The sequence below is a fragment of the Dyella sp. 05T440 genome, from assembly GCF_056395965.1.
On record NZ_JBFTKN010000003.1, the window covers coordinates 19,429 to 44,797 of the forward strand.

Genomic DNA, 25,369 nt, shown 5'->3' on the forward strand with positions numbered 1-25,369 from the left:
AGGCGCCCATCAATGGAAGTGCGCCTCCCCTGCCCTTGCCGTCATGAGCGGGCCGACCTCGGGGACACCGAGGCCGACCCGTCCGACGGGGAGAGTCATGCCTGCCACAGGCTGGGAAACACGGGTTTATTTGAACTTGTAGTCGAACGTCAGGAAGATTTCGCGGCCGTTGTACTCGTCGGCGGTCTGACCCGTCGTGACGAATTCGAAGCCGCCGGCGTAGTACGGAATCGAGCCTACCTTGTCGAAGATGTTGGATACGGTGAGCTTCAACGTGGTATCGGGATTCATCTGCCAGCCGACTGCCGTGTTCCAGGTGATCCACACCGGCGTCCTGCCACGATACGTCGCGGAGTCCACGGCCACCGGGTTGCCATCCTGGGTTACCTGGCACACGCCCGTGCTGATCGACTCGCTGCCGTTCTGCACGTTGACCATGCCCGGCTGGATGCCATTGGGCAGCACGACGCAGCCGGCGTAGTTCGGAGCGCGCATGCTGCCGTCACGCACACCGGAGATCGACACGTTCCAGTCGCCCTTGGTCCAGTCGGCGATCCAGGTCATGCGGCTTGCGACATTGTTGTAGCGGGTATTCTGCAGCGGGTCCGAAGCCAGCACGCGCTGCTTGTACGAAAGGTTGTCGGTGTAGTTGATGCCGGCGCGGAAGTTGCCGTAGTCGTCGGTGTGGATCTTGTAATCGAGCGATGCATCGATGCCGCTGACGTACAGCGAAGCCTCGTTGATCGGGCCGGACTCTTCCGAGACGATCTGGCCAGCTGCATTGCGCTGAACCATCTGGGTCACCATCTGGCAATACGCCGAGCCCGGCACATGCGCCGTATACGGCGACAACGCCGACGTACCGTTGGCCTGCAGGCCGGTCAGGCAGCCGGCCTCGTCGACCAGCACGGTGTCTTTGTCCAGATACTCGATCGCGTTGTCCACGCCCATGTGCCAGTAATCGGCGGATACCGACAAGCCCTGCACGCCCGGAATCTGCCACACGAAACCATAGGTCCAGGAGTGGCCGGTCTGCGGCTCCAGCAGGCGGCTGCCGTTGGTGTTCAAGTTGTAGTACTGCGAGGTCGGACGCTGCACCAGGCTGCACCAGGTGCTGTTGGACTGGCCAGACTTGATCGCGTTGATGCATTGCAGGGGGTCGAGGTAATCACCCACCGGCGAGGTCGAGCCGGTCAGGTAGATGGCCTGCATGTCCGGCGCCTTGAAGTTGGTGCCGTAGCTGCCGCGCAGCAGCAGGCCATCGTAGGGACGGTACTCCAGGCCCGTGCCCCAGGTCTTGGCGATGTCGGCCATGCTGGCGTCGTTGTACTTGTCGCCGCGACCGGAAATGGTCCAGGTCAGCGAATCGAGGATAGGCACGCGGAACTCGGTGCCCAGCGAGAAGCGCTGGCGCGTGCCGCCGCCGGTGAGATACGCGCCGAACGGATTCTGGAACGTGGTCGGGTCGGCAGAACGCGGGTCTGGCGAAAGCAGGAAGCCGTTGTGCGCGGCTTCCAACACCGCAGCCCAACCTACCGACTCGTCCACCCACGGCAGTTTGAAAAGATCGCCATTGATGCGGAACTGCGCCTGGTCCAGCCACGATGACGAGGTGTTCTCGCCATTGACCGCGAACTGGCCGTATTGCTGCGGGGTGATCGGATTCCACCACTGCTGCCAGTTCATGTTGTAGATCGGCAAGCCGTCGGCAGTGGTGCCCTGCTGCTTGCCGAGGAAGAAGTTGTTCATGCCGGCGACGTTGATGCCCGTATAGTCTTCGCGCACCGTGTACTTCTGGCTGTTGAGGTTCAAATCCCAGTTGAACCGGTTGTCGAACATGGTGCCCTTCAGGCCAACCTGCAGATTCCAGTTCTGCTCGCGGTCATGCGTATTGGCCGCCGTGCCCATCTCTTGCGCAGTCAACTGGCGGATGGCCTGGTTGATGGTCTGCCCCGTGCTCTGGTCGTAGAACTGGCCGGTGACTTCCACGGGCAGCTGGGTGTTGGAGATGCCCGTCGTGTCATACAGGGCGGCCGAACCATACAGCTGCAGGCCGTTGCTGAAGTCGTACTCGCCGGCGATGTAGCCGTTCTGGCTGCGGGTGCCAGGCGTCAGCACCCAGTTCTGAAACAGCGCGGGCTGCGAACAGTAGTAACCGTTGTCGGTGATGCTGGCGATCTGCGTGCCATTGGTGGTGACCGAATGCGACTGGCTCAGCTGCGAGTTGGTGAACTTCGAGCAGCTGCCCGCCGGCGGCGTGATGTAGTGGCCGTTGGCATCCGTGGCGGAGAGCGCGATGGCGCCGGCAGCGTCGTACTGATAACCGAACATGCGCGAGGCTGGGCCCCATGCGCCATAGCCTGCATCGGACACCGAGTCCTGGTACGGACGATCCATGCCCCACAACGCCGTTCGGTTGTACTGCTCGAGGTTGTACAGGATGTGCCAGTTGCTGCCGGATTTACCGCCGAAGAAGTTGATGTCGCCGTAGTTGCGGCCACCACGCGTCGCCGTGCCGCCGGTAATCTGCAGCTCGTCACCCTGATAGTTTTTCTTCAGGATCACGTTGATGACGCCCGCCACCGCATCCGAGCCATAGATCGACGAGGCGCCGGAGGCGAGCACTTCGACATGGTCGATCATGCCGAGGGGAAGATTGTTGTAGTTCTGGAAATTGCTCTGCTTGTTGAGCGGCTGCGGGTAATCCACCACGCGATGGCCATCGATCAACAGCAGGCTGAAACCGGGGCCGACGCCGCGCAGGTTGACCGAGCGCGCATTGACCGAGCTCGAACCCCAGGAGGCCGGATCCGACGTCTGCTGACCCACCTGCGGCAACGAATCGAGGAACTCCCACAGCGTGGTGAAGCCCTGATCCTTGATCTCCTGGGCACTGATGGAGACGACTGGCGCCGGTCCTTCGACTTGCGCGCGCGGGATCATCGAGCCCGTGACCGTGACGCCTTGCAACTCGACTGCCTTGTCCGACTTGCTGGACGAAGGCGCACCCGATGACTGTTGTGCGGACGACTGATCGCCGCCGGCTGGTGCCGACTGGGCGAAGGCGAGTGGCGTGAAAAGCGCCAGCGCCATGGAAGTGGCAAGTACGCTGCGTCGCAAACGGATTTTTTTCATGGTTAACCCTCCCCGAAAAGCTTCAATGGTGTGATTGCTGTTGAGCCTTGCGCTCACCAGCTCTATTCACTTCTTGTGCGCTGTGTTCGCTCGACTGCCCCGGTCCGCTTTCGCGGTCCCCATCCCGGATCAGACGCTTCAAGTCGTCCTGCTGGTGATCAAGCTGCGTAACGGCTTTGCCCAACCTTCTCCGTGCCATCCGCTGCTCTTGGTTCCGACGTTCTTCCCATACAAGAACGGCTCTTTCCGATGTGTCCTCTTCGAGTCGAGGGCTCCAACCACAGCCAACGGAGATTCATGACGCCTGCTCTGCATCGGGCCATTCGTTCACCTTGGTCCAGGTCGCGTGTGCCAAGCTCGCGCCCCGCACGCCCCATTCCCGCCTGCCTCCCCGTCCCGCCCCTGCGAGAAGAGATTCATATACGAACTTATAGTTCATATTTGACTTAGTTATAAGCCTAAACTGGATCGATGCAAGTTGCATTGCAACAATCTTGAAAAGAACTTGCCCGGCAGACGGCCACTTGCCTGCTCAATGCCCCTACGATGAGAGCCTGCTGGTTTCGCGCCCCTCCCTGCGGGGCAGCGCCCTCATCACGAGGGCCTGGGCCCCGGCCCTGGACGCGCTCATGGGGGAGCAACGTCCCGGTCAGTGCGGGACGGCTGAGTCGCCTGACACGATCGGCGGGATGCTTTCAGACAGGCGAGCGGTGGCGCCGCCCAGGCGCGCGGGATCGATCACTACATGACGCATGCGCGTTCTCCGCCACGTGTACAAGACATGGACTAGTCCATCGCGCGACTGGATCACGGCCGGGTAGGAGTACTCCTGGCCCGGTTGGTCTTCGAGCGTCAGCACCCTCTTCCAGTGCAGGCCGTCGGCGCTGATGGCGACTGCCAGCGTTCCTCGTCCGTCCCACCACCGGGACCCGGGCGACGTCGGGTTGTAGACGAGCAGATCGCGGCCGTCCGCCAGGGATGCGGCGTCGATGCCTGAGTTGGGGTTGTCCACGTCCAGCAGGCGCAATGGCGACCAGTGGCACCCGTCATCGGCGGACTGCGACCAGAACAATTTCCCTTGGCGCGTGCGGCCAATGGCCTCGATGCCGCCGTCCTGCTTCGGGAGCAAGCTCGGTTGAATGGCCTCGATGCCGCGCGATGATAGATCGATGCCAGCCACCCAGGTTCTGCCGTCGTCCTCCGACCGCTCGACATGAACTCGCCAGCCGCCCCGTTCGGTACTGGATGGACTGAGGATGTCGCCATTGGCCAGTTGAATGGGTTTGTTCTTGATCGGCCCGAGGATGCCGGGCGGAAGTCGATGCGGTGCCGACCATGTGGCGCCGTCGTCAGCGGAGGTCGTCAGCATGCCCCACCAATGCTGCGGATCCGGGCCGATCTTGTAGAAGAGCATCAGCCTGCCCGTCGTCGACCGGAACAGCACCGGGTTCCAGGCGGGCCACCGCGAGCCGTCCGATTGTCTGCCGTTGGCGATCTCGCGCGGGCTTATCCAATGACCGGAAACCTGGCGGGACATCCAGATGCCAACACTCGGGTCTCGCTCCTGCTTGCCGCCGAACCATGCGGCGACGAGCCCCGTCGGTGTTTCAACGATCGTGCCGGCATGGCATTGCGCCGTCGGTGGGTGCGTTGATACGAACTCGGACGAAACCACGGATGTCTGCGCCGCTTCGCCACGAAACGTCATGACGAAGAGCAAAGCGAAAGCGAGGCGAGACCTGTTCGACCTCCCCTTCGGCACGACGCCATATTTGATTGACACGACTGCGTTTCCCGTCCTCTAATGAAAACTTCCATAAGGACGTATTAACGTCCAAATGATTGTTGCAAAGGTGGCTAATGAAGCGACTTGCCCGAACTGTTCTTGGCGCCGCCTTGGCGCTCTCTCTTTTTTCGCAGGCATCGTTGGCGCAAGGCGCGGCGGATACCAAGCCATCCCCCCAGCAGATTCACTGGCAGGATCTGGAGTTTGGCGTGATCGTGCATTTCGGCACGAACACCTTCCTCGATCGCGAGTGGGGCGACGGCACAGCCGACCCCAGGGTGTTCAATCCCGACCATGTCGATGCGGCGCAATGGGCACGCGCCAGCCGCGCAGCGGGCGCGCGCTACATGGTGATGGTCGCCAAGCATCACGATGGCTTTGCGCTGTTTCCGACGGCGCAGAGCGACTACTCGGTGAAGAGCAGCCCGTGGATGAATGGCAAGGGCGATCTTGTGCGCCTCGCCTCCGACGCGGCGCGTGCCGAAGGACTGGAGTTCGGCGTCTATCTGTCGCCGTGGGACAGGCATGAGCCGCGCTATAAGCAGCCGCAAGCTTACGATGTGTATTACCGCGCCCAGGTAGAGGAATTGGCCGAGCACTATGGGCCGCTGGTCGAGTGGTGGCTCGATGGCGCAGGCAGCGCCGGCCATGTCTACGATTTCCCGCGCTACATCGAAACGCTGCGAACCTATCAGCCCAATGCCATGGTGTTTGCCGACATGGGCTTGTTCGAGTACGGCGACCTTCGCTGGGTGGGACAGGAGGATGGCTATATTCGCGGCGAGAACTGGAACGTCATCGACCGCCACGGCTACCAGCGCTGGCGCCCGGTGGAAGTTGACACCCCTCTGCATGACCTGCACTGGTTCTGGCACCCCAACGACGAAGTCACGCTCAAGAGTGTCGCCAAGCTCGTGGACACCTGGGAGAACAGCGTCGGGCGTGGCGGACAATTGATGCTGGGCATCGCGCCGGATCGCCACGGCCGGCTGCCCGATGCCGACGTCGCCCGCCTCGAGGCCTTTGGCAAGGCGCTGCGTGCGCGCTATGGCGATGCCAGCAACCTGGCGCGCCATCACGTGCAGACGGACGAAAACACCGAGGCAGCCCTGGACGGCAACAAGGACACATTCTGGTCGGCGCCGGCTGGCTCCCGCCACGCCACGCTCGAAGTCGACTTCGGCCACCCGGTGACCTTCGATCGCACGCTCGCGATGGAATGGCTGGACAACGGGCAGCATGTGCGCAAGTACGCCATCGAGGTTTTCGACGGCAAGGCCTGGCATGCGGTCGCCAACGCGGAAGCCATCGGCCACATGAAGATCGATGTGTTCCCTCGCGTCACTGCGCAACGCGTGCGACTGAACATTTTGTCCAGCGTCGGCGATGCATCCATCCGCGAATTCCAGGTGTTCGACGCCGGCGCGTTGCCTTCGAACTGACATGGCGCCGACATGCGGCGCCAGGCTGGCGCTGATCATGCCATTCATCGGCATGCTCAGCGCGGCACGTCGGCGTGTCCTGCGATGGTGAACGCCACCGATGGCTGCCCCGACGAGGGTTGGTGGCCGCCTGCGAACAATGCGTAGCGCCCTGCCCTGACGGCACGCACACCGTCGGCATCGACCAGGCTCAGGGCGCGCGCGTCAAGATGGAAATGCACGACACGCGTCTCCCCTGCGGCGAGGGAGACGCGCTCAAACCCCACCAGCGCCCGTTGCGGTGCATCGGGCGCGCCCGGATACGCAAGATAGACCTGCGCTACTTCGTCGCCGCTGCGCGTTCCGGTGTTGCGCACGTTCACCGCGACGTCGAGCGCGTCGCCGGCCTTCAGGTTTTGCGCGGACAGACTGGGCGCGTCATAGACGAACGTGGTGTAGCTCAGGCCATCGCCGAACGCATACAGCGGCTCGCCCTTGAAGTAACGGTAAGTGCGACCCTTCATGCCGTAATCGATGAAAGGCGGAAGATCGCGCACGTCGCGATAGAAAGTCACCGGAAGGCGGCCAGCGGGATTGATCACGCCGGCAAGGGTCTGCGCCACCGCCAATCCGCCCTGCTCGCCCGGATACCACGCCGCGATGATCGCGTCCGCGTGTTCACTGGCCCAGTTCAAGGCCACGGCACTGCCGCTCATCAAGACGACTACCAGCGGTTTCCTGGTGGCGGCGACCGCCTCCAGCAGTTTCTGCTGCGACGCAGGCAGATCGATGGCGGTCCGATCGCCGCCCATGAAGCCTGGCACGTCGACCTTCAGTTCCTCGCCCTCGACACCTGGCGACAAACCCACGAAGGCAACCACGGCATCGGCATCGGCGGCCGCCCTGACTGCCTCAGCGAGCTGTGCATCGGCGGGCGCCATCCATTCCAGGTGAATGCCTTGGTCCTCGCCGCTGTGCTCCCATTCCAGGCGCAGATCGTGCGGACGCGTATCGGCAAAATGGATTTTTACCGCAGGCGGCTCATCGCTGCCCGAGCTGCCAGCGATCAAATGGCCATCGAGATAGAGGCGCACGGGGTCGTGCCCGCGACAGTCGAAGCATCGATCCACGCGCACGGCCAGGGTGTAGTCACCCGCGCCGGGAGGCAGCAGTTGGCCTGTCCAGCGCACTGCGTAGCGGGATGCATCGAGACCATCCGAAGGCGGCAGGTGATCCGTATCCAAGTCGATCCGGGCGTCGGAGCGCGTCATCACCGGCTTGCCGGTCAGGCGGGCATCGCGAAAGTACTCGCCCTTGAGGTTGGATAGTGCCGTCACGGGAATCGGAACGGTCACGCCATCAGCAAGCGTGGCGCCCTGGGCGTAACGCACGTTTTGCTCGCCCCATAGTGCGCGCACGCCATCGAGCGGCGTCACGGGCTGTCGAGCCGTGCCGTGGTAGTTGGCTTCCAGCACGGACAAGGCGTCGGCGTTTGGCCCCACCACGGCGATACGGCCGCCGGGCTTCAATGGCAGTGTATTCGCGCGATTCTTGAGCAAGACGATCGATTCGCCTGCAGCACGCAGCGCCAGTGCGCGATCAGCATCAGGGGCGTCCCGCGGCGTCGGCGCCGATGCGTCGAACATGCCCAGGCGATAGCGCGCGGCGAACAGGCGCGTTGCGGCCACATCGAGGTCACGCTCGCTGATCCGGCCATCCGCCAGCGCGCCGCCAAGGCTCGCATACGCCGAGCCGCAATCCAGGTCCGTGCCCGCGCGCAACGCGCTGGCCGATGAGCCGGCGTTGTCTTTCTGGTAGTGGTGGAACATCGTCATATCGTCCACCGCATCGCAGTCGGACACGACGAAGCCCTCGAAGCCCCAGTCTCTGCGCAGGCGCTCGCCGAGCAGCCACGGCAAGGCGCATACGGGAACGCCATGAATCGCGTTGTAGGCGCACATGACCGAGCCCGCGCGACCCTCCACGATCGCAGCGCGGAAGGCGGGCAGATAGGTGTCTTCGAGATCATGCGCGGATACATCGACATCGAAGCCATGACGGCCGGGCTCCGGACCGCTATGCACGGCGAAGTGCTTGGGCGTGGCGATCACCGTGGGATGCGCAGGGTCATCGCCCTGCAGTCCGTCGATGAAGGCCACGGCAAGCGTTGCCGTCAGGCGTGGATCTTCGCCATAGGTTTCCTGGCCTCGCCCCCAGCGAGGGTCGCGGAAGATGTTGATGTTGGGAGACCAGATCGTGAGGCCGTTGTAGCGTCCATGATTGTGCTGCAGACCCGTAGCGAGGAACTTGCTGCGCGCCTGCGTCGCCACTACGCCGCCCACGGCATGAAGCAAGGCGGGATCCCAGCTGGCCGCCAAACCGATGGCCTGCGGAAATACGGTCGCCTCGCCAAAGCGGGCAAAGCCGTGCAGCCCCTCGCTCCACCAGTCGTACGCGGGAATGCCAAGGCGCGGGATGGCCGGTGCGGCACTTTGCAACTGCGCGATCTTCTCTGCCGACGTCATGCGCGCGACCAGACTGGCCGCCCGCTCCGTGGCCTCGTCGGCCGGAGCGGGCGTCGCCAGCAAGACGCCGAACAGCAGGGTCGCCAGCAGGCAGGCCTGATGTAATCGCCTCATGCGCGCCTGCTCCGCCTGCTCACTGCGTTGCGCCAGGCGGCGCGGGATAATTGAACGATATGCGGCTGACGCCTGCCAAAGGACCTTGAAGCGGCGCCGTCGAGAGGATGCACAAGTCGTGTGTGCCGCCGTGCGCGGTCACGGCGGCTGCAACGCGATACGTCCTGCCGGGCAAGGCTTCGGCAGGCAACGGCAAGCTGGCCGCCAAGGGGCCGCTGCAGGTATCGAGGTGAACCTCGAGTTCGCCCGCAGGCCGGCGTGACGGGCGCGACACGACTTTCGATGCGTCATGCGCCAGGCCGTAATTGCGGGCGAGCCATGCACCGTCGACAAAAATCGCGACCACCTCGTCCAGGGACACGTTCGCCATGCGCCAGCAGCTGTTCATGACGTCGAGGTTGTACACCGGCGCCGGCGAGGTGGCATCGGGCAGCAGCGGCACGCGCAGGCCAAGGTCGCCCTTCGGACAGGCCTCCAGCGCATTGCCGTCGTAGCTCGCCAGCGTCCGCGCGTCGAAACGCTGTGTGCGGACGCGCGCGAGCGGCTGTCCGTCGGCAGTAAACGTCGTTGCGCTGATGGTGACAGGCAGCGCAGTCTCGATCGGTCCACCATAGACAGGCGAGCTCGCCGACGGCACGGTTGCGTCGGTGGTGTAACGGATCGTGGTGGACGGCTCCTGTGCAACAAGGGTCACGGCGACTTTGTCGCCGTTGCCGGGTGAACGCTGCGCACGCATGTCGACGGCGAAGGCGCTGTCGGCATAGTAGATGCCCATTTTGCGATAGCGATCGAATTGCGCGGGCAGCCTCGCCAAGAAGTTGTCGAAGCGCCGCTCGTTGGCAGGCGTCCAGGTCGCCTCGGCCAAGGCGTCCAGTCGCGGGAAGGCCGCATGCTGGATCTGCCAGGGTGCCGTGAGGTACTCGGTCCAGATGTTGGCCTGCGCGCCAAGTACGTGCTTCGCCTGCTCGGCAGTGAGCTCCGGCGAGACCGCTTCAAACGCGTAGACGCGGGCCAGCGTCTGGACGCCAAGCCGCCCGGACGGTTCATCGTCGCGATGACTCTGCAGGTTGTCGAAGTAGACCGTGGGCGCGGGAGACAGCACCACGTCATGCCCCAGTCGCGCCGCATCGATGGCGCCCTGCGTACCGCGCCAGGACATGATCGAGGCGGACGGCGGTATGCCGCCCTCAAGGATTTCATCCCAGCCGATCAGGCGACGCCCATGTTGCGCCAGGTATTGCCCCATGCGCTCGATGAACCAGCTTTGCAGCGCCTTTTCGTCCTTGATCCCGAGCGAGCGCATGCGCGCCTGCACGGCGGCCGACGCCTGCCACTGGTCTTTGATCGCTTCGTCGCCGCCCACGTGGATGAAGGTCGATGGAAACAGTCCCATCACTTCGTCGAGCACGTTGTGCAGGAAACGGATGCTGTGTTCGTCGACATTGAACAGGTAAGGGTTGACGCCCCAGTTGATCGAGACGGACGGCCGCTCGCCGGTGACGCCGATATCCGGATAAGCCGCCACGGCAGCCTGCGCGTGGCCCGGCATGTCGATCTCCGGCACGACCGTGATGTGGCGGACGGCGGCGTAGGCGACGATGTCCTTCACGTCGGCCTGCGTGTAGTAGCCACCGTACCTGGTGTCGCCATCCCCGGGCGGCTGGCGCCATGCGCCGATCTGCGTGAGCTTGGGATAGCGGCGGATCTCCAGGCGCCACCCCTGGTCGTCGGTGAGGTGCCAGTGGAAGACATTGAGCTTGTGCTGTGCCATGGCGTCGAGCAGTTGCTTGATTTCAACCGGCTGCTGGAAGTGACGCGCCGAGTCGAGCATCAGGCCTCGCCAGGCAAATCTTGGCCAGTCGGCGATGTGCAGCAAGGGCACCGAGACGGCACCCTTTGCGGCATCGGGCGTCATCAGCTGCCACGCGCTGACGGCGCCGTAGAACAGGCCTGCCGCATCCCGCGCAGTGATGCGCATGCCCTGCGCATCAACGTCGAGTACATAACCCTCCGGCTGCGTGACGCTTGCGGCCGCATCGCTGCGAATGACGATGTCGCCGTGGTTCGTGGCTGTCGCATCCTCTTTCACCGGTAGCGAAAGTCCGCGCGTTCGCACGAGCAGGTACGCCAGATAGCGGGCCGCCTCGGCGGCCGCGCGATCACCCGGCGCGACATGGATGACGGCAGCGGCACTGACGGCATAACCGCCCTGCCCCATGCTCACCTGCGCGGGAAGCGGAATGATCGGCAGCGTGCCTGTCGCGTGCGCATCGACGGCGAACCCAAACAGCGTTGCCAATGCCAGCGCGATCGGCGCCTTCAGACCGCGCTTAGCGCACCGCATCGGGGAGCGCCTCCCAGATCTTGGGATCTTCGGCGCCAATCACCCACGCACAGAAGCCTTCCAGGCCGTATTGCTTCACCACGTCGTAGCGATCGCGGAACGCGTGCGCATCGGGCAGGAACACCCACTCGCGCATCTGGTCGCGATAGAAGTAGAACCACGATTCGTGCTCCACCGGATCCCACTGCATGGTGGCGTTGAACTGCCTGGCCAGCGGGAACGATTCGTCCGCATCGATGTATTGCGCGGAGATGTTCGAACTCTCCTTGCCGTCCACACCCACCGGATCGCCGGCAAACCAGTGGTAGCCATACAGCCCGATGCCGAGCGAGAGCTTTTCCTTCGGCACCACCTTCAAGGCGTATTCGAGGTTGGCCATCACCCACGGCATGCCCGCCACCGGCCCCGGCGTGGTCCAGCGGGTGTGCTGGTCATATGTCATCAGGCAGACGAGATCCAGTGCCTGTCCCAGCGCCTTGAGATCGTACGCACCTTTCCAGTATTCCCATATCCATTTGGCGAAAGGACCGCGGCCCGCGTAGCCCGGCGCATTCGGCACCACCGCCATGGATAGCTTCAGGCCGTGCTTGTGCAGCGCCGTGGCGGTCTGTTGCGTCAGCAGGGTCAGTGCGTCGCGATCGGTCCAGGCGATGTTTTCGAAATCGAACTGGAAGCCGACGAACCCGTAGAGCTTCGCCTGCTCGAGCATGCCCTCGATCATCGCCTTCTTGGCGGTTTCGTTGACCAGCAGATCGTGAAACTTCTTGCGGTCGCCACCAGCGGAGATGATGGGCATCACCGGCACACGATGCGCCTTGGCCAGTTTGAGCACGTAGAGGTTGGGTGCGCCCGAAACCAGGCCGTTGCCATCCACGCCAAACCAGGTGGGCACCAGCAAGTCGACCTTGTCGATGTGCGCCTCGAACGAGTTGATCGATTTCTGTACTTCGATCATATAGAACAACGCGGTGGGAGCCTTCGCAAAGGCGCCGGTCGACGCCAGTGCAAGACACAGCGAAACGGTCAGGGACAACCATCGTTTCATGGCGCAGCCTTGAGTGAATGGGGAGTGGAGAAGGTGATGCGATAGACGTACGCATCGCTGCCGATCGGGTGGGACGGCAGACGGAGATGCAGGCCGCCGGCATCCTGGGTAAACGGGATGGTGCGGTTGTCTGCCACAGACTGGACGCGTGTGACTTTGTCTTCCGGCTTGATCGAATGGATGGTGGCCTGGGCGTTCGACGGCCAATCCAGCTCGATCGCGTAGAGCTTGCCGTTGCCGGTGGTGAAGCGGAAATCTTCGGCGGTATATGGCTTGGTCTTGGTGTCCTGGAAGGTGCCGCTGACCACCTCGGTCGGACCTTCGCCAAACGTGCGCCATGGCTTGCTGCCATAGATCGCCTCGCCGTTCGCCTTCAGCCATCCGCCGATGCTGCGCAGCGTGTCCTGCGCGCCATCGGGAATCGTACCGTCGGCACGCGGACCGACGTTGAGCATGAGGTTGCCGTTCTTGCTGACCACATCCACCAGCAGATGGATGATGAAGGTTGGCGACTTGTACGTGTCGTGCTCGATGTAGCCCCAGGAATCGTTGCTGATCGAGGTGTCTGTCTGCCAGTGGGCGGGGTGGATGCCCTGCAGCTGCCCGCGTTCGATGTCCAGCGTGCCGGCGCCATCGGCGAAGTCGCCCAGCTTGTAATTGACCACCACGCCATCGCGTTTCGCGCCTTCGTTGTAGTAGTACGACAGCAGGGTCGGCAACGTATTGCGGAAGGTCGGATGACCGATCCACCAGTCGAAGTAGATCAGGTCGGGATGGTATTTGTCGGTGAGTTCGACAGTGCGTGCAAGCCAGTCGTCCAGCCAGGCCTGGGAGACATAGGTCCAGTCCTGCGCCAGGTTCTCGTCTTCCTTGCTGAGATGCGCTACGGCAGGGCCATAGAGTTCCGCATAGCGCGGATCGTTGACGTCCGAATCGACGTGGCGCCCACCGTCGAAGAACCAGTCATGCTCGGCGCGATGCGAGGACACACCAAAGCGCATGCCCTGCCCTCGCACGGCACGTTCAAGCTCACCGATCACGTCGCGCCTGGGCCCCTTCTTTACGGCGGTCCAATCTGACAGCGCCGAGTCGTACATGGCGAAGCCGTCGTGGTGTTCTGCCACGGGTACGACATAGCGCGCGCCGGCATCGCGGAAAAGTTTCGCCCAGGCATCCGGGTCGAAGTGCTCGGCCTTGAACATCGGTACGAAGTCCTTGTAGCCGAACCTCGACTGCGGCCCGTACGTCGCCACGTGATGAGCGAACTCCTTTGTCCCCTGCTGGTACATGTTGCGCGAATACCACTCGCTGCCGAACGCGGGCACCGAGTAGACGCCCCAATGGATGAAGATGCCGAACTTGGCGTCGTCGTACCAGGCAGGTGAACGATACTTCTGCAAGGAGGCCCAGTCGCTGCGAAATGGGCCCCGGCCGGCTGCGTTGGCCACACGATCAAGGATCGCTTTTCGTTGCGGCGCGAATTTGGCGCTGGCCTGCTGCCAGGCCTGATCCTGCGCTGCCGGCGACAAGGAATCGGCAGTGGGCGCCGTGGGCGACTGCGCCCACGCCGAGGCGCAGAGCAGCCAGCCCGCTACAAGCGCGCCATGCGCGGCCGGTTTCATCATGGGTGCTCGTCCTTGTTCGGAAGAAAGTGCGCGCTGCCGATGTTCAGCGGGTGGTAGTCGCTGACCACGCCGCCGGCGCGCACGCCGTCGGGCCGGACGACGTCCACGGCCAGATGCACTGCAGCGCCCTTGCCCACCGCCGGCCAGGCACCTTCAAAGCGGATGGGCTGTGCCAGGTCGCGCAGCACTTCATCGCCATGCGCAAGTTCGTGGCCGCGATCGTCCATGGCGCGCCAGTGGGCGACATAGCCGAGCATGGGATAGGAAGGCAGATGCGTGGCTGGATAGCCGCTCACCGTGGCCTCGAATCCACGCAGTCCACTGGCGTCGACCCGCCATTGCGTCGCCACCGACAACGCCACGTTGCGCGTTTCGTAGACCGCGTAAGACGGCCTGCGCTGCCGGTTCTCATCGACCAGGCCGTGGTCGACAAAGCCTTCGGTCTGGCCGGGCCACAGATTGCGATGGGATTTATAGTCCTGGTACGTCCAGAAGATCGTTCCCGCAATGAAGCTGCGCCGCTGAAAGGCCTCCATCTGCTGGAGCAGGTTCTCGGCGCGCGCCTTGTCGGCGGCAGCGCTGTCGTGCGAGAAAACGCCCGGGTAGCCGAATTCGGAAATGATCACCATCTTGTCGGGATAAGTGCGATCGATGAAATCCAGCCAGGGTTCCACGTCGCTGCCCGCGCCGCTCCATGATCCGAAATAGGCATTGGCCATGATGAAGTCGATGTCGTGCATCACCGGCGCTTCTTTCCACGGCTTGCTGCTGATGTCGGCATCGGCAAAGGTCACATAGCGGCCCGGGTCGATGTCGCGAATAAGCGAAGCCATGGCGTCCACATAGGCGCGACCACCAGGCGTGGAGGCATCGCTCTCGTTGCAAACACTCCAGGCGAAGATGCTGGCGTGATTGCCATCCTGCTCGATCATCTCGCGCATCATGCCCTTGGCAAGCGCGAGCAGCTTTGGGTTTTTCAGCTGCGCCTGGCTGAATTGCCAGACGGGGATTTCCGGCACCAGCAAGATGCCGTGGCGGTCGGCGAAGTCGAGTACCTCGTCGTTCTGCGGATAGTGCACCGGCCGCGTGAGCGTTGTATGCAAGGCGGCCATGTCGGACCAGTCGCGGCGTATCGTGCCCGCCGATTCGGCCAATCCTTCCCAGGGCGAATCCTCGTGGCGACTGACGCCGCTCAGCCGCACCGGCTTGCCATTGACGTAGAGGCGGCGGTCACGGATGACGATGTCGCGCACGCCAAACGAATCGCTGCGCGAGTCCAGCACCGTGCCGTCGGCGGCATGCAGCTCCGTTACCCACTGATAGAGTCGCGCGTCGCCGACGTTCCACAACTGGGGGTGTGGCAGGTTCACGGCAAGTGTCGTGGAGGTGGACTGCCCCGCCTTTGCCGAGACGCCCTGCTGCGTTTGCGCCACCGTCTTGCCGTCCGGATCGATGATGCTTGCGGTGACGCGATAGCTGCCGTCGCTGCCGTCGACGTTCTCGACAAATACCTGGCTGCTGACGCTGGCCGCGTCGCCGCCAAACTTGCTCGCGATGCGTTGCCGCCGGATCAGTGCATGGTCCGATACGCTGAGCCACACGTCGCGCACGATGCCGCCGTAATGCCACCAGTCGTACCACACGCTGCCGCTGGCCACCTGCCGCATCGCGTAACCGGGGATGGTCGCCTCGCCGGGACGGTTGTCCAGTCGTACGGCGATCTGGTTTTCCCCCGCACGAAGCTGCCGGCCGATGTCCAGGTCGTATGCCGTGTGTCCGCCTTCGTGGCCGCCGACTTCTACGCCGTTCACCCAGACGCGACTGCGATAGAAGGTGGCGCCGAAATGCAATTCCACGTGGGACGAAAGCATCGACGCCGGCACGGTGAAGGACTTGAAATACCAGGCGACACCTTCGTAGTCGTCATCCTTGCCGATGTTCCAGGTGTGGGGCACATCCACCAGCCGCGTTTCGGCCGGCGTGGCTCGCGGCCAGCCAGCAGCCATGCCTGCATCGGCGGCGTCGGTACGGAAGCGCCAGTCGTGATCCATGTCGATGCGCACCTGCGCATGGCCAGCCATCGACCACAGCAGCAGCGAAATCAGAACCGCCAGCGTGTAACCCCACCTCAATCCCATTCCCCTGCCCCTGCAAAGAAACCCGTATCAGTGGCCCAATCGCCAGTTTGCCGCGCCCAGCACGCCCAGCTGCCCGTGCTCGACGACGAACACAGGTGTGTTGTTCAAGAACGAGCGCATCACTCCCTTGTCCAGGAACCGCTCGGTGAACGGCCCGGAGCGCAGCACGCCGGTAATGCGCGCGAGAAATCCGCCGGCCAGGCAAACCCCGCCGCTCGCATTGAAGGCGATGGCGACATCACCGCAGAACGCACCGAGCCAGCGACAGAATTGATCGACCGTCTGCGTGGCCAGCGTGTCCATGCCGGCCAACGCCATGGCAGTGATTTCGCCCGGCTCCGTGAGCGTCGCCGGCACGCCTTGCACCGCCGCGAGGGCGCGATAGAGGCGCAGCAAGCCGGGCCCGCTGAGCACGCGGTCGTAAGGCACGTAACCGTCGATCGGCCCCAGCTGCGCGCGGATGGTCTGCTCGATGCCGGGGCGCGCGGCCAGCTCCATGTGTCCGGCCTCGGTATGCAGTACGCGAGGCGGCCGGCCCGGCAGCCAGAGGGCGGCGCCCAGTCCGGTGCCGGGGCCGATCACGGCCACGGCGCCACTGGGATTGGCAACACCATCCACGATGGCAGTGCTGTTCTCCTGTTCAAAATGGCCGACCGCATGCGCGAATGCTTCGAAGTCGTTGAGCACATCGACGGAGGCGAACCCGCCTTCAATGCACACGCTGTCCAGCAACACAGGCCACGCCAGGCTCTCGTTGATCACCACGCCGTGTTCGACGAATCCCGCGCAGGCCAGCACCAGCGCATCCGGCTGCACGCGATGCTCCCGGCAAAAGCTGCCAAGAATATCGACCAGCGAGGCGTGCTCGGCGCAGCGATAGACCTGGTAAAGGACGATGTCCGGCTTGCCCGTGATGGCGTCGGGCACGACCAGGCCGACGCGTGCGTGGGTGCCCCCGAGGTCGGCGGCAAGAAAGGGAGACACCGGGCGCGGCTGCCGTCCGAGTACGCCAGCGACGATCGGCCCGCCCATGTCCTGCAGGTGGTCCCTATGCGGAGGCACTGGCCTCTTATCCGACAACGGTGTCATCACCCACCCCGATGCTGTGCTTGCCTCACCCCAGTTAACAGGGCGATTTCGATCGATTCAATAGCAGGCCCATCGTGACGCCACAGCGCGTCGACTCGAGGTCTGCCGGCCTGCTCGTCCGCTCACATATAAACCTAGTTTTTATCTATGCACAAGTAGTACGATGCCGGAAAGGCGGCGCCGCCCGGGTGGCGGTCGTCCGATGGTGCAGTCGTCCGGCCTTGCAGGAGGCGGGTTTTGGGGGGTTTGATGCCGGTCCAGCACGAACATCAACAGTCCTTCGGCCAGCCAGGCCAGGCCGAAGCCCGACTGGGCGCCCTTGCTTTCGGAGGCGCGCCAGCGGGCAACCTGTATGCCGGCGTGGGCGACGAGGCGGCGCGAGAAGCCATCCTGCAGGCATGGCGCCAGGGCATCCGGCATTTCGACACCGCGCCCTATTACGGCTACGGCCTCAGCGAAACGCGCATCGGCGATGCGCTGCAAGGCATCGAGCGCACCAGCTACACCATTTCCACCAAGGTCGGCCGACTCATCGACATGGATGAGGAGCGCACGGACCGCGGCGATGGCTTCGCGGTCGATGGTCGCCGGGCCTACTTCAACTACACGCGCGACGGCATCCTGCGCAGCCTGGAAAGCAGCATCCGGCGGCTACGCACCGGTCGCATCGACCTGCTGTTGCTGCACGACATCGGCGAACTCACCCATGGTTCGCGCCACCCGCACGTGTTGAAGCAAGCCCTCGATGAAGCGCTGCCCGCCATGGCCGAGTTACGCGACCAGGGCGTAGTGGGCGCCATTGGATTGGGTGTGAACGAAGAGGCGGTCTGCCTGGAAGTGATGGATCGTTTTCCGCTGGACGCGATCATGCTGGCCGGCCGCTACACCTTGTTCGAACAGGCGCGCAGCAAGGCCGTCATGGCGCGGGCGCAAGCCGACAGCGTGGCTGTGCTGATCGCAGGCCCTTACAACTCGGGCCTGCTTGGCGCGGACGCAGGTCCTGGCGATACCTATGACTACGCGCCGGCATCGCTGGCCATCAGGGCGCGTGCACAGCAACTTTACGATGTGTGCGCACGCACGGGCGCGAGCGTCGGCGCGGCTGCCTTGCAATTTCCGCTCGCCCATCCGGCGGTGACGAAAGTCGTGTGCGGGCTGCGCTCGGTCGCCGAAGTCGATGACGCCGTGGCTCGCATGTGCGCCACGGTTCCCGATGCGGCCTGGGCGTCGCTGGTCGAGCACGGCCTGCTCGATAAGAGCGTGCCGACGCCATGATCATCGATGCGCATCGCCACTACTGGGATCCCGCGCGCCTGGCCTATGGCTGGCTGGCGCATGCCCCGGCCCAGCTGCAGCGCGCGTTTCTTCCGCCGGATCTCAAGGCAACGACAGACGCCTGCATCCTTGTCCAGGCCGCACCGGATGAGCAGGAGACCCTGTTCTTGTTCGATATCGCCCGACAGACCGATGGCGTGCTCGGCGTGATCGGCTGGGTCGACATGGAAGCGGACGACGCCACGCAACGCATCGCCGCCCTCGTCCAGAGCGGACAAGGGCTGCTGCGCGGTATCCGTCCCATGGTCCAGGACATCCCCGATACGGAGTGGCTCGCCCGACCCTCGCTTGATCGCGCGTTCGACTGCCTGCGCGACCACGGCCTGGTGTTCGATGCACTGGTCGACAACCGACATCTGCGCGCCCTTTCCCAGCGACTGACCCGGCACCCGGGCCTGGTCACCGTGGTTGACCACGGCGCGAAACCGAACATCGCGGATGGGCAATTCGCCTCGTGGGCCGGTGCGATTGCACGCGTCGCCCAAGTGCCGGACGTGGCCTGCAAATTATCGGGGTTGCTGACACTGACCGGTCCGGACGCCGACATGGCAGCCATCGAACCTTTTGTAGCGCACCTCTTCGAGAGCTTCGGCGCGCAGCGCGTGATGTGGGGCAGCGACTGGCCCGTGCTCACGACCCATGCGAGCTACGAGCAATGGAAAGCGTGCGCGCAAAAGCTGACGCGACGGTTTGCCCGTCATCACGAAGCAGCCGTGTTTGGCGGCAACGCCGCGAACGTCTATTCACTCGCTGACCGCGTATCGGCGACCGCATCCGGAACAAGGCCATGAAGACCTGGGTTACCTGCTGCCATTCCAGCGACGTGGAGCGCCTCGCATGAACGACCGATTGTCCGGCAAGCACGCGCTCGTCACAGCGGCAGGCGCAGGCATCGGGCGCGCCACCGCGCTCGCTTTCGCCGAGGCCGGCGCCACGGTGCTGGCGACCGATATCAACGATAGCCATCTGGCTTCGCTTGCCGCGAGCCATTCCTCGATTCGTATCCACCGGCTCGATGTCACCGATGACGCGGCGATCCGAACGCTGGTGGGCGCGACTGAGCGCATCGATGTGTTGTTCAACTGTGCTGGCTACGTGCATGCCGGCACCATCCTCGATACCGACGACGACAGCTGGCGACGCTCGTTTGCCATCAATGTGGACAGCATGTTTCATCTGTGTCGCGCGGTGCTTCCGGGCATGTTGAGTCGCGGCACGGGCAGCATCGTCAACATGTCGTCGGTCGCCTCGAGCATCAAGGGCGTGCCTAATCGCTTTGCCTACGGTGCGACCAAGGCTGCGGTGATCGGCCTGACGCGTTCCATCGCCGCCGATTATGTGTCGGCGGGCATACGCTGCAATGCGATCTGCCCCGGCACGGTCAAGACGCCATCGCTCGCCGAGCGCGTGCGCGCCCTGGGCGGCGACGAAGAAGCTGCATGGCAGAGCTTCACCTCGCGGCAGCCGATGGGGCGACTCGGCACGCCCGAGGAGATCGCTGCGCTCGCCGTTTATCTCGCCTCCGACGAATCCTCCTTTACCACCGGCACCATCCATGTCGTGGATGGCGGTTGGTCGAACTGATGGAAGCCACTGCATGAAACTTTGTCGTTACGGGGAACTCGGCGCGGAAAAGCCCGGACTGATCGATGGCGATGGCGCCTTGCGCGATCTTTCGGGCGTGATCGACGACATCACGGCAGTTGTGCTTGGTCGCGATGGCCTGCGCCGTCTGATGGCCCTGGATCCGGCCACCCTGCCCCGCGTCGATGGCACGCCACGCTTCGGCGTGCCGGTGGCGCACGTCGGCAAGATGCTCTGCGTGGGCATGAACTACGCCGACCATGCGGCTGAAACGAATGCGCCGGTGCCTGAGCAGCCCGTGCTTTTCATGAAGGCCACGACCGCCATCGGCGGCGCCAACGATGCCGTCGTCATTCCGCGCGGCTCGGCGAAAACCGACTGGGAAGTGGAGCTCGGCGTGATCATCGGCGAGGTCACGCGCTACGTCGACGTCAACGAGGCACTCGATCACGTCGCCGGCTATGCGGTGATCAACGACCTGTCCGAGCGCGAGTTCCAGCTCGAACACGGCGGCCAGTGGGTGAAAGGCAAAAGCTGCGACACGTTCGGGCCGATCGGCCCATGGCTGGTCACCCGGGACGAGGTCCCCGACCCGCAAAAGCTCGCCCTCTGGCTCGAAGTGAACGGTCACCGTTACCAGAACGGCAACACGCGCACGATGGTGTTCGGCGTGGCGCAGCTGGTGAGCTACATCAGCCGCTACATGACCTTGATGCCAGGCGACGTGATCAGCACGGGAACACCGGCCGGCGTCGGGCTGGGCCTGCATCCGCCCACCTATCTGAAGCCGGGCGACGTGATCGAACTGGGTATCGAAGGTCTGGGCCGGCAGCGACAGGACGTGCTCGCCTATCCCGCTTCGCGCGCCTGAGCGCTGCCCTGCTTTTTCCTTATTGAGTTACCGGCGCCGGAGGCCGGTCACGATGGTGAAAATTACCGCCCTGGAAACCTTCGACGTGCGTTTTCCGACGTCGCTGGCGCACGACGGCTCGGATGCCATGAATCCCGATCCCGACTACTCCGCCGCCTATGTGGTGCTGAAAACCGACGCCCCTGGCGGGCTCGCCGGTTACGGGCTGGTATTCACCATCGGGCGGGGCAACGACATCCAGACCGCGGCACTCGCGGCACTGCGGCCGATGGTGGTCGGTCGTACGGTGGAGGACATCGTCGACGATCTGGGCGCGTTCGCGCGGCAGCTGACGGGCGACTCCCAGTTGCGCTGGCTCGGCCCCGAGAAAGGCGTCATGCACATGGCGATAGGCGCGGTCATCAACGCCGCGTGGGACCTGGCGGCGCGCGTGGCGAACAAGCCCGTGTGGCGCTTCATTGCGGACATGACGCCCGAGCAGCTGGTCGCCCAGATCGATTTCCGCTATCTCACCGATGCGCTGACGCCCGCCCGCGCCCTGGAGATCCTGAAAGAGGCCGAGCCGCACAAGCAGGCTCGCATCGCCCAGCTGGAGGCCGAAGGCTATCCTGCGTACACCACCTCGCCCGGCTGGCTCGGGTATACCGACGAGAAGATGCAGCGTCTAGCCAGGAAAGCCGTTGCAGACGGCTTCCGCACGATCAAGCTCAAGGTCGGGCTGCGCATGGAAGACGACCTGCGACGCTGCCGCCTCGCGCGCGAGGCGGTGGGTCCGGACATCGCCATCGCAGTGGACGCCAACCAGCGCTGGGACGTCCAGACGGCCATCGAATGGCTCAAGCCGCTGAAGGACATCGGCCTGGCCTGGGTCGAGGAGCCAACCAATCCCGACGACGTCCTGGGTCACGCGGCGATTCGGCAAGGCGTTTCACCCATCCCCATCTCCACCGGCGAGCACGGACAAAACCGCGTATTGTTCAAGCAGCTGCTGCAGGCTCAGGCGGTCGACCTGATCCAGATCGATGCGGCGCGCGTGGGTGGCGTGAACGAGAACCTCGCCATCCTGCTGTTGGCCGCCCACTTCGGTGTGCGTGTATTCCCCCATGCAGGCGGCGTTGGGCTGTGCGAGTTGGTGCAGCATCTGGCCATGGCGGACTTTGTGGCCATCACCGGCAAGAAGGAGGATCGTGCGATCGAATTCGTCGACCACCTGCACGAGCATTTCGTCGAACCGGTGACGATCGAGCGCGGGCGTTATCTGGCGCCAACGGCACCGGGATTTTCCGCGCGCATGCACGAGGCCTCGATCCGCGACCATCTCTTTCCCGGCGGCATCGTGTGGCAGAACGCGCCAAAGACAGCGATGGGGTGATGCATGAAAACGCCAGTGACGAATATCGCCGACCTCCGCGAGATCGCGCGCCGGCGTGTGCCCCGGGCCTTTTTCGAGTACGCCGATCGCGGCTCCTACGATGAAGTGACGCTGCGGGAGAATCGGCGCGCCTTCGATCGCCTGCAACTGCGTCAGCGCGTCATGCAGAACGTAGACCATCGCTCACTGGGCACCACCATGCTCGGTTCGCCGGCCAGCATGCCGCTCGCCATTGCGCCGACCGGGCTGACCGGGCTGCAACACGGCAGCGGCGAGATCCTCGGCGCGCGTGCGGCCGCCGAGGCGGGCATACCGTTCTGCCTCAGCACCGTGTCCATCTGCTCGATCGAGCAGGTGCGCGCCGCCTGCGACACGCCGTTCTGGTTCCAGGTCTACGTGATGCGCGACCGCGGCTTCACCCGCGAGCTGATCCGCCGCGCCCGTGCCGCGCAGTGCTCCGCCTTGATGCTGACGGCCGATCTGACGGTGCAAGGCCAGCGCCATCGCGAAATCAAGAACGGTCTTGCGGTGCCGCCCAAGGTGACGCTGCGCAACGTGTTCGACATCATGAGCAAGCCGCGCTGGGTCTGGAACGTACTCAGGGCGCCGAGCCGCTCATTCGGCAATCTGGACGGACGTATCCAGGGGGCCGACAGCCTGACCACGCTCGCGCAATGGATCGCCAACCAGTTCGATCCCACGCTGAACTGGAATGACCTGGCCTGGATACGCGAAGAATGGCCGGGCAAGCTCATCATCAAGGGCATCCTGGACCCCGAGGATGCGCGCCTGGCCGTCGAGCACGGCGTCGATGCCATCGTGGTGTCCAATCACGGCGGCCGGCAGCTCGACGGTGCGCCCGCCACCATCGACGTGCTCCCTTCGATCGTCGATGCCGTCGCGGGCCGCATCGAGGTGTTGTTCGACAGCGGCATCACCAGCGGCCAGGATCTGATCAAGGCCTTGGCACTGGGTGCGCGCGCCGGCCTGATCGGCAAGGCCTTCCTCTACGGACTGGGCGCCCATGGACAACAGGGCGTGACGCAGGCCATCGAATTGATCCGGCGCGAACTGAGCGTCACCATGGCACTGACCGGTCAACGCGATGCTTCGCGCATCTCGCGCGACATCCTGTGGCGCAACGGCTGATCAGCCGACGCAGTCGGCCAGATCGAAGATCATCTGCATCGGCACCCATTTCTGCCCTGCCGCGGCCCATGGCAGCGGCTGCTGGAACCTGGACATCAATGCCTCCCATGCCTGCACGCGCTCGTTGGCCGCATCAGCCAGGGCCTTGGCTTGCGCATCGAAATCCGGCGCAACACGCATAAGCATGACCAGCCGGGTGCCGGTGCGGAAGATCTGCATGTCCTCGATGCCTGACTCGCGAATCGACGCGACGATCTGCGGCCAGATGTTTTCGCGACGATGCCAGTGTTCGTATTCGGCAATGAGCGCCGGATCGTCGCGCAGGTCGAGCGCCAGGCATTGCCAGCTCATGCCGGCACGCTCGCCATCGCCCGCTGCCAGTGCTGCTGCGCGAACAGGAAGATGGCCACGAAGCACACGCCGGGCACGAGCATCGCGTGCGCAATGCCGACGCCATCGGACACCACGCCCATCGCGGCAGTAAGTACCGCGCCGCCGACGATAGCCATCACCAGCAGGGCCGCGCCGAATTTCCGCTCGTCGTCGCTCCTGCCTTCCACGCCCAGTGCGAAGATCGTCGGATACATCACCGACATGAAGAAGCTCGATGCCACCAGCGCATAGATGCCCTCACGCCCCGGAGCCAGCGCTGCCACGGCCATCAGCAGCACATTGGCGAGCGCGAACAAGGCCAGCACGCGCGAAGCCTTCAGGCGCTTCATCAGCACCGCCCCGGCAAATCGGCCCACCATGAAACAGATCAGCCCAGCCGTGACGAAACTGGCCGCCGTCTTGTCCGCGGTGCCCGGCATCGTCGCCTGCGCATAGCGGATCATGTGGCTGAAGATGGCGACCTGCGCGCCCACGTAGAAAAATTGCGCAGCGACCGCACCCAGGAACCTGCCATCGCGCAGCAAGTGCCTCAGCACGCCCCGCTCGCCCGGCGCACCCTCATGGCTGACGGCCACCGACGGGAATCGCGTCAGCACGATCACCACGGCCCACAAAAGCACGCCCAGCCCGATGACCAGATAAGGCATCTGCACCGCAGCGGCTTCACTCTTCATGAAAGCCTCGCGGGCACTTGCACTCATGGCGGCGAGTTCCGTGGGTGTGTGCTGCACGCCGGTAAAGATGAAATGCTGCCCGATCAGCACGCCGGCAATCGATCCCAGCGGATTGAACGCCTGCGCCAGATTGAGGCGTGCGGCAGCCGAAGATGCCGGCCCCAGCAAGGTGACCAGGGGATTGGCCGAGGTTTCGAGGAAGGCCAGTCCGCACGCGATGACAAACAACGCCGCGAGGAACATCCCATAGGTTGCCGATACCGCGGCCGGCCAGAACAGAAGCGCCCCTGCCCCATACAGGCACAAGCCCAGCACCACCGCCGACTTGTAGCCGTATCGCCGCATATAGGCTCCCGCAGGGAGTGCAACGACGAAATACCCGAGATAGAACGCGCTTTGCACCAGCGCGGCCTGGAAGTCCGACAACGTGAAGGCCTTCTTGAATTGCGCCACCAGCACGTCATTGAGGTTGTTGGCCACACCCCAGAGAAAGAAAAGACTTACGATCAAGGTCAGGGGAAAAAGCGGGACCCTGTCCCGAAAGCGACCACCCGCCGGGATCGGCGCGGCTTGTGGGTGCATGGATGTTCATCCTCCGGCCGTTGGCGAGCGCCCCCTCTGCCCTGGGCGCCACAATTGTGCAAATATGAACTTATAGTTTATATGTATCACAAGTTGCGGCGCAGCATGGTGGGCGGCGAGGCTGTTGAATTTCTCCTCTGAAACCCGCCCGTAGTCTGCATGACGAGCCACTCAATACCACGGACGC

17 protein-coding genes are annotated in these 25,369 nt (G+C 64.0%); 7 read left to right on the top strand and 10 right to left on the bottom strand.

Annotation, left to right across the window (positions count from 1 at the left end; all coding sequences use genetic code 11):
• Positions 1-126: 126 nt before the first annotated feature.
• Positions 127-3,135 (bottom strand): TonB-dependent receptor plug domain-containing protein, encoded by a 3,009-nt coding sequence (locus tag AC1DE1_RS04505; RefSeq protein ID WP_477175483.1) that lies wholly within the window; start codon positions 3,133-3,135, stop codon positions 127-129.
• A 649-nt stretch (positions 3,136-3,784) separates the two neighbouring features.
• Entirely contained in the window at positions 3,785-4,918 is a 1,134-nt protein-coding gene (locus AC1DE1_RS04510; RefSeq protein ID WP_477175484.1) for a sialidase family protein, read from the bottom strand.
• Between the two features lie 77 nt (positions 4,919-4,995).
• Between AC1DE1_RS04510 and AC1DE1_RS04515 the strand changes: the two genes are divergently transcribed.
• Positions 4,996-6,363, top strand: coding sequence for an alpha-L-fucosidase (locus tag AC1DE1_RS04515; RefSeq protein ID WP_477175485.1), 1,368 nt, complete (start codon positions 4,996-4,998; stop codon positions 6,361-6,363).
• Between the two features lie 56 nt (positions 6,364-6,419).
• Here the strand turns inward: AC1DE1_RS04515 and AC1DE1_RS04520 are convergent, their stop codons facing one another.
• From AC1DE1_RS04520 to AC1DE1_RS04545, 6 genes are read right to left on the bottom strand one after another with little or no spacing between them, the layout of a single operon-like run.
• Positions 6,420-8,981, bottom strand: coding sequence for a glycoside hydrolase family 3 C-terminal domain-containing protein (locus AC1DE1_RS04520; RefSeq protein WP_477175486.1), 2,562 nt, complete (start codon positions 8,979-8,981; stop codon positions 6,420-6,422).
• Between the two features lie 19 nt (positions 8,982-9,000).
• Positions 9,001-11,325 carry a family 20 glycosylhydrolase gene (locus tag AC1DE1_RS04525; protein ID WP_477175487.1) on the bottom strand — a complete coding sequence of 775 codons (2,325 nt, stop codon included), beginning with the start codon at positions 11,323-11,325 and terminating at the stop codon, positions 9,001-9,003.
• Positions 11,312-12,370 carry a glycosyl hydrolase family 18 protein gene (locus tag AC1DE1_RS04530; protein WP_477175488.1) on the bottom strand — a complete coding sequence of 353 codons (1,059 nt, stop codon included), beginning with the start codon at positions 12,368-12,370 and terminating at the stop codon, positions 11,312-11,314. The genes AC1DE1_RS04525 and AC1DE1_RS04530 overlap by 14 nt, the downstream gene beginning before the upstream one ends.
• Positions 12,367-13,992, bottom strand: a complete 1,626-nt coding sequence (locus AC1DE1_RS04535; RefSeq protein WP_477175656.1) for an alpha-L-fucosidase — start codon at positions 13,990-13,992, stop codon at positions 12,367-12,369. The genes AC1DE1_RS04530 and AC1DE1_RS04535 overlap by 4 nt, the downstream gene beginning before the upstream one ends.
• The gene (locus AC1DE1_RS04540; protein WP_477175489.1) at positions 13,992-16,133 is read right to left on the bottom strand and encodes a glycoside hydrolase family 2 protein; all 2,142 of its coding nucleotides are present in this window, start codon (positions 16,131-16,133) and stop codon (positions 13,992-13,994) included. The genes AC1DE1_RS04535 and AC1DE1_RS04540 overlap by 1 nt, the downstream gene beginning before the upstream one ends.
• Before the next feature lie 27 nt (positions 16,134-16,160).
• A complete protein-coding gene (locus tag AC1DE1_RS04545; protein ID WP_477175490.1) occupies positions 16,161-17,195 on the bottom strand; it encodes a glucokinase in 1,035 nt (344 codons plus the stop codon).
• Positions 17,196-17,471: 276 nt separating this feature from the next.
• Between AC1DE1_RS04545 and AC1DE1_RS04550 the strand changes: the two genes are divergently transcribed.
• Genes AC1DE1_RS04550 through AC1DE1_RS04575 form a run of 6 tightly spaced genes read left to right on the top strand, consistent with a single transcriptional unit; the run spans position 17,472 to position 23,533 of the window.
• Entirely contained in the window at positions 17,472-18,497 is a 1,026-nt protein-coding gene (locus tag AC1DE1_RS04550) for an aldo/keto reductase (protein ID WP_477175491.1), read from the top strand.
• On the top strand, positions 18,494-19,348 hold the full coding sequence (locus AC1DE1_RS04555) for an amidohydrolase family protein (protein ID WP_477175492.1): 855 nt from the start codon (positions 18,494-18,496) through the stop codon (positions 19,346-19,348). Before AC1DE1_RS04550 ends, AC1DE1_RS04555 begins: the two co-directional genes overlap by 4 nt.
• Before the next feature lie 46 nt (positions 19,349-19,394).
• Positions 19,395-20,141 (top strand): SDR family oxidoreductase, encoded by a 747-nt coding sequence (locus AC1DE1_RS04560; protein WP_441603839.1) that lies wholly within the window; start codon positions 19,395-19,397, stop codon positions 20,139-20,141.
• A gap of 13 nt (positions 20,142-20,154) precedes the next feature.
• Positions 20,155-21,012, top strand: coding sequence for a fumarylacetoacetate hydrolase family protein (locus AC1DE1_RS04565; RefSeq protein ID WP_477175493.1), 858 nt, complete (start codon positions 20,155-20,157; stop codon positions 21,010-21,012).
• A 52-nt stretch (positions 21,013-21,064) separates the two neighbouring features.
• A complete protein-coding gene (locus AC1DE1_RS04570; protein WP_477175494.1) occupies positions 21,065-22,384 on the top strand; it encodes an L-fuconate dehydratase in 1,320 nt (439 codons plus the stop codon).
• A 3-nt stretch (positions 22,385-22,387) separates the two neighbouring features.
• Positions 22,388-23,533 (top strand): alpha-hydroxy acid oxidase, encoded by a 1,146-nt coding sequence (locus tag AC1DE1_RS04575; protein ID WP_477175495.1) that lies wholly within the window; start codon positions 22,388-22,390, stop codon positions 23,531-23,533.
• On the opposite strand, the gene AC1DE1_RS04580 is transcribed toward AC1DE1_RS04575, so the two are convergent.
• Positions 23,534-23,884 (bottom strand): L-rhamnose mutarotase, encoded by a 351-nt coding sequence (locus tag AC1DE1_RS04580; protein ID WP_477175496.1) that lies wholly within the window; start codon positions 23,882-23,884, stop codon positions 23,534-23,536.
• Positions 23,881-25,182, bottom strand: a complete 1,302-nt coding sequence (fucP, locus tag AC1DE1_RS04585) for an L-fucose:H+ symporter permease (RefSeq protein WP_477178708.1) — start codon at positions 25,180-25,182, stop codon at positions 23,881-23,883. Before fucP ends, AC1DE1_RS04580 begins: the two co-directional genes overlap by 4 nt.
• Positions 25,183-25,369: the final 187 nt, after the last annotated feature.

What these genes read in the sequence shown, in the direction of transcription:
- AC1DE1_RS04505 (WP_477175483.1), bottom strand. Translation starts at nt 3,135, where the DNA reads ATGAAAAAAATCCGTTTGCGACGCAGCGTACTTGCCACTTCCATGGCG.
- AC1DE1_RS04515 (WP_477175485.1), top strand. Translation starts at nt 4,996, where the DNA reads ATGAAGCGACTTGCCCGAACTGTTCTTGGCGCCGCCTTGGCGCTCTCT.
- AC1DE1_RS04520 (WP_477175486.1), bottom strand. Translation starts at nt 8,981, where the DNA reads ATGAGGCGATTACATCAGGCCTGCCTGCTGGCGACCCTGCTGTTCGGC.
- AC1DE1_RS04525 (WP_477175487.1), bottom strand. Translation starts at nt 11,325, where the DNA reads ATGCGGTGCGCTAAGCGCGGTCTGAAGGCGCCGATCGCGCTGGCATTG.
- AC1DE1_RS04530 (WP_477175488.1), bottom strand. Translation starts at nt 12,370, where the DNA reads ATGAAACGATGGTTGTCCCTGACCGTTTCGCTGTGTCTTGCACTGGCG.
- AC1DE1_RS04535 (WP_477175656.1), bottom strand. Translation starts at nt 13,992, where the DNA reads ATGAAACCGGCCGCGCATGGCGCGCTTGTAGCGGGCTGGCTGCTCTGC.
- AC1DE1_RS04540 (WP_477175489.1), bottom strand. Translation starts at nt 16,133, where the DNA reads ATGGGATTGAGGTGGGGTTACACGCTGGCGGTTCTGATTTCGCTGCTG.
- AC1DE1_RS04550 (WP_477175491.1), top strand. Translation starts at nt 17,472, where the DNA reads ATGCCGGTCCAGCACGAACATCAACAGTCCTTCGGCCAGCCAGGCCAG.
- AC1DE1_RS04555 (WP_477175492.1), top strand. Translation starts at nt 18,494, where the DNA reads ATGATCATCGATGCGCATCGCCACTACTGGGATCCCGCGCGCCTGGCC.
- AC1DE1_RS04560 (WP_441603839.1), top strand. Translation starts at nt 19,395, where the DNA reads ATGAACGACCGATTGTCCGGCAAGCACGCGCTCGTCACAGCGGCAGGC.
- AC1DE1_RS04565 (WP_477175493.1), top strand. Translation starts at nt 20,155, where the DNA reads ATGAAACTTTGTCGTTACGGGGAACTCGGCGCGGAAAAGCCCGGACTG.
- AC1DE1_RS04570 (WP_477175494.1), top strand. Translation starts at nt 21,065, where the DNA reads ATGGTGAAAATTACCGCCCTGGAAACCTTCGACGTGCGTTTTCCGACG.
- AC1DE1_RS04575 (WP_477175495.1), top strand. Translation starts at nt 22,388, where the DNA reads ATGAAAACGCCAGTGACGAATATCGCCGACCTCCGCGAGATCGCGCGC.
- AC1DE1_RS04580 (WP_477175496.1), bottom strand. Translation starts at nt 23,884, where the DNA reads ATGAGCTGGCAATGCCTGGCGCTCGACCTGCGCGACGATCCGGCGCTC.
- fucP (WP_477178708.1), bottom strand. Translation starts at nt 25,182, where the DNA reads ATGCACCCACAAGCCGCGCCGATCCCGGCGGGTGGTCGCTTTCGGGAC.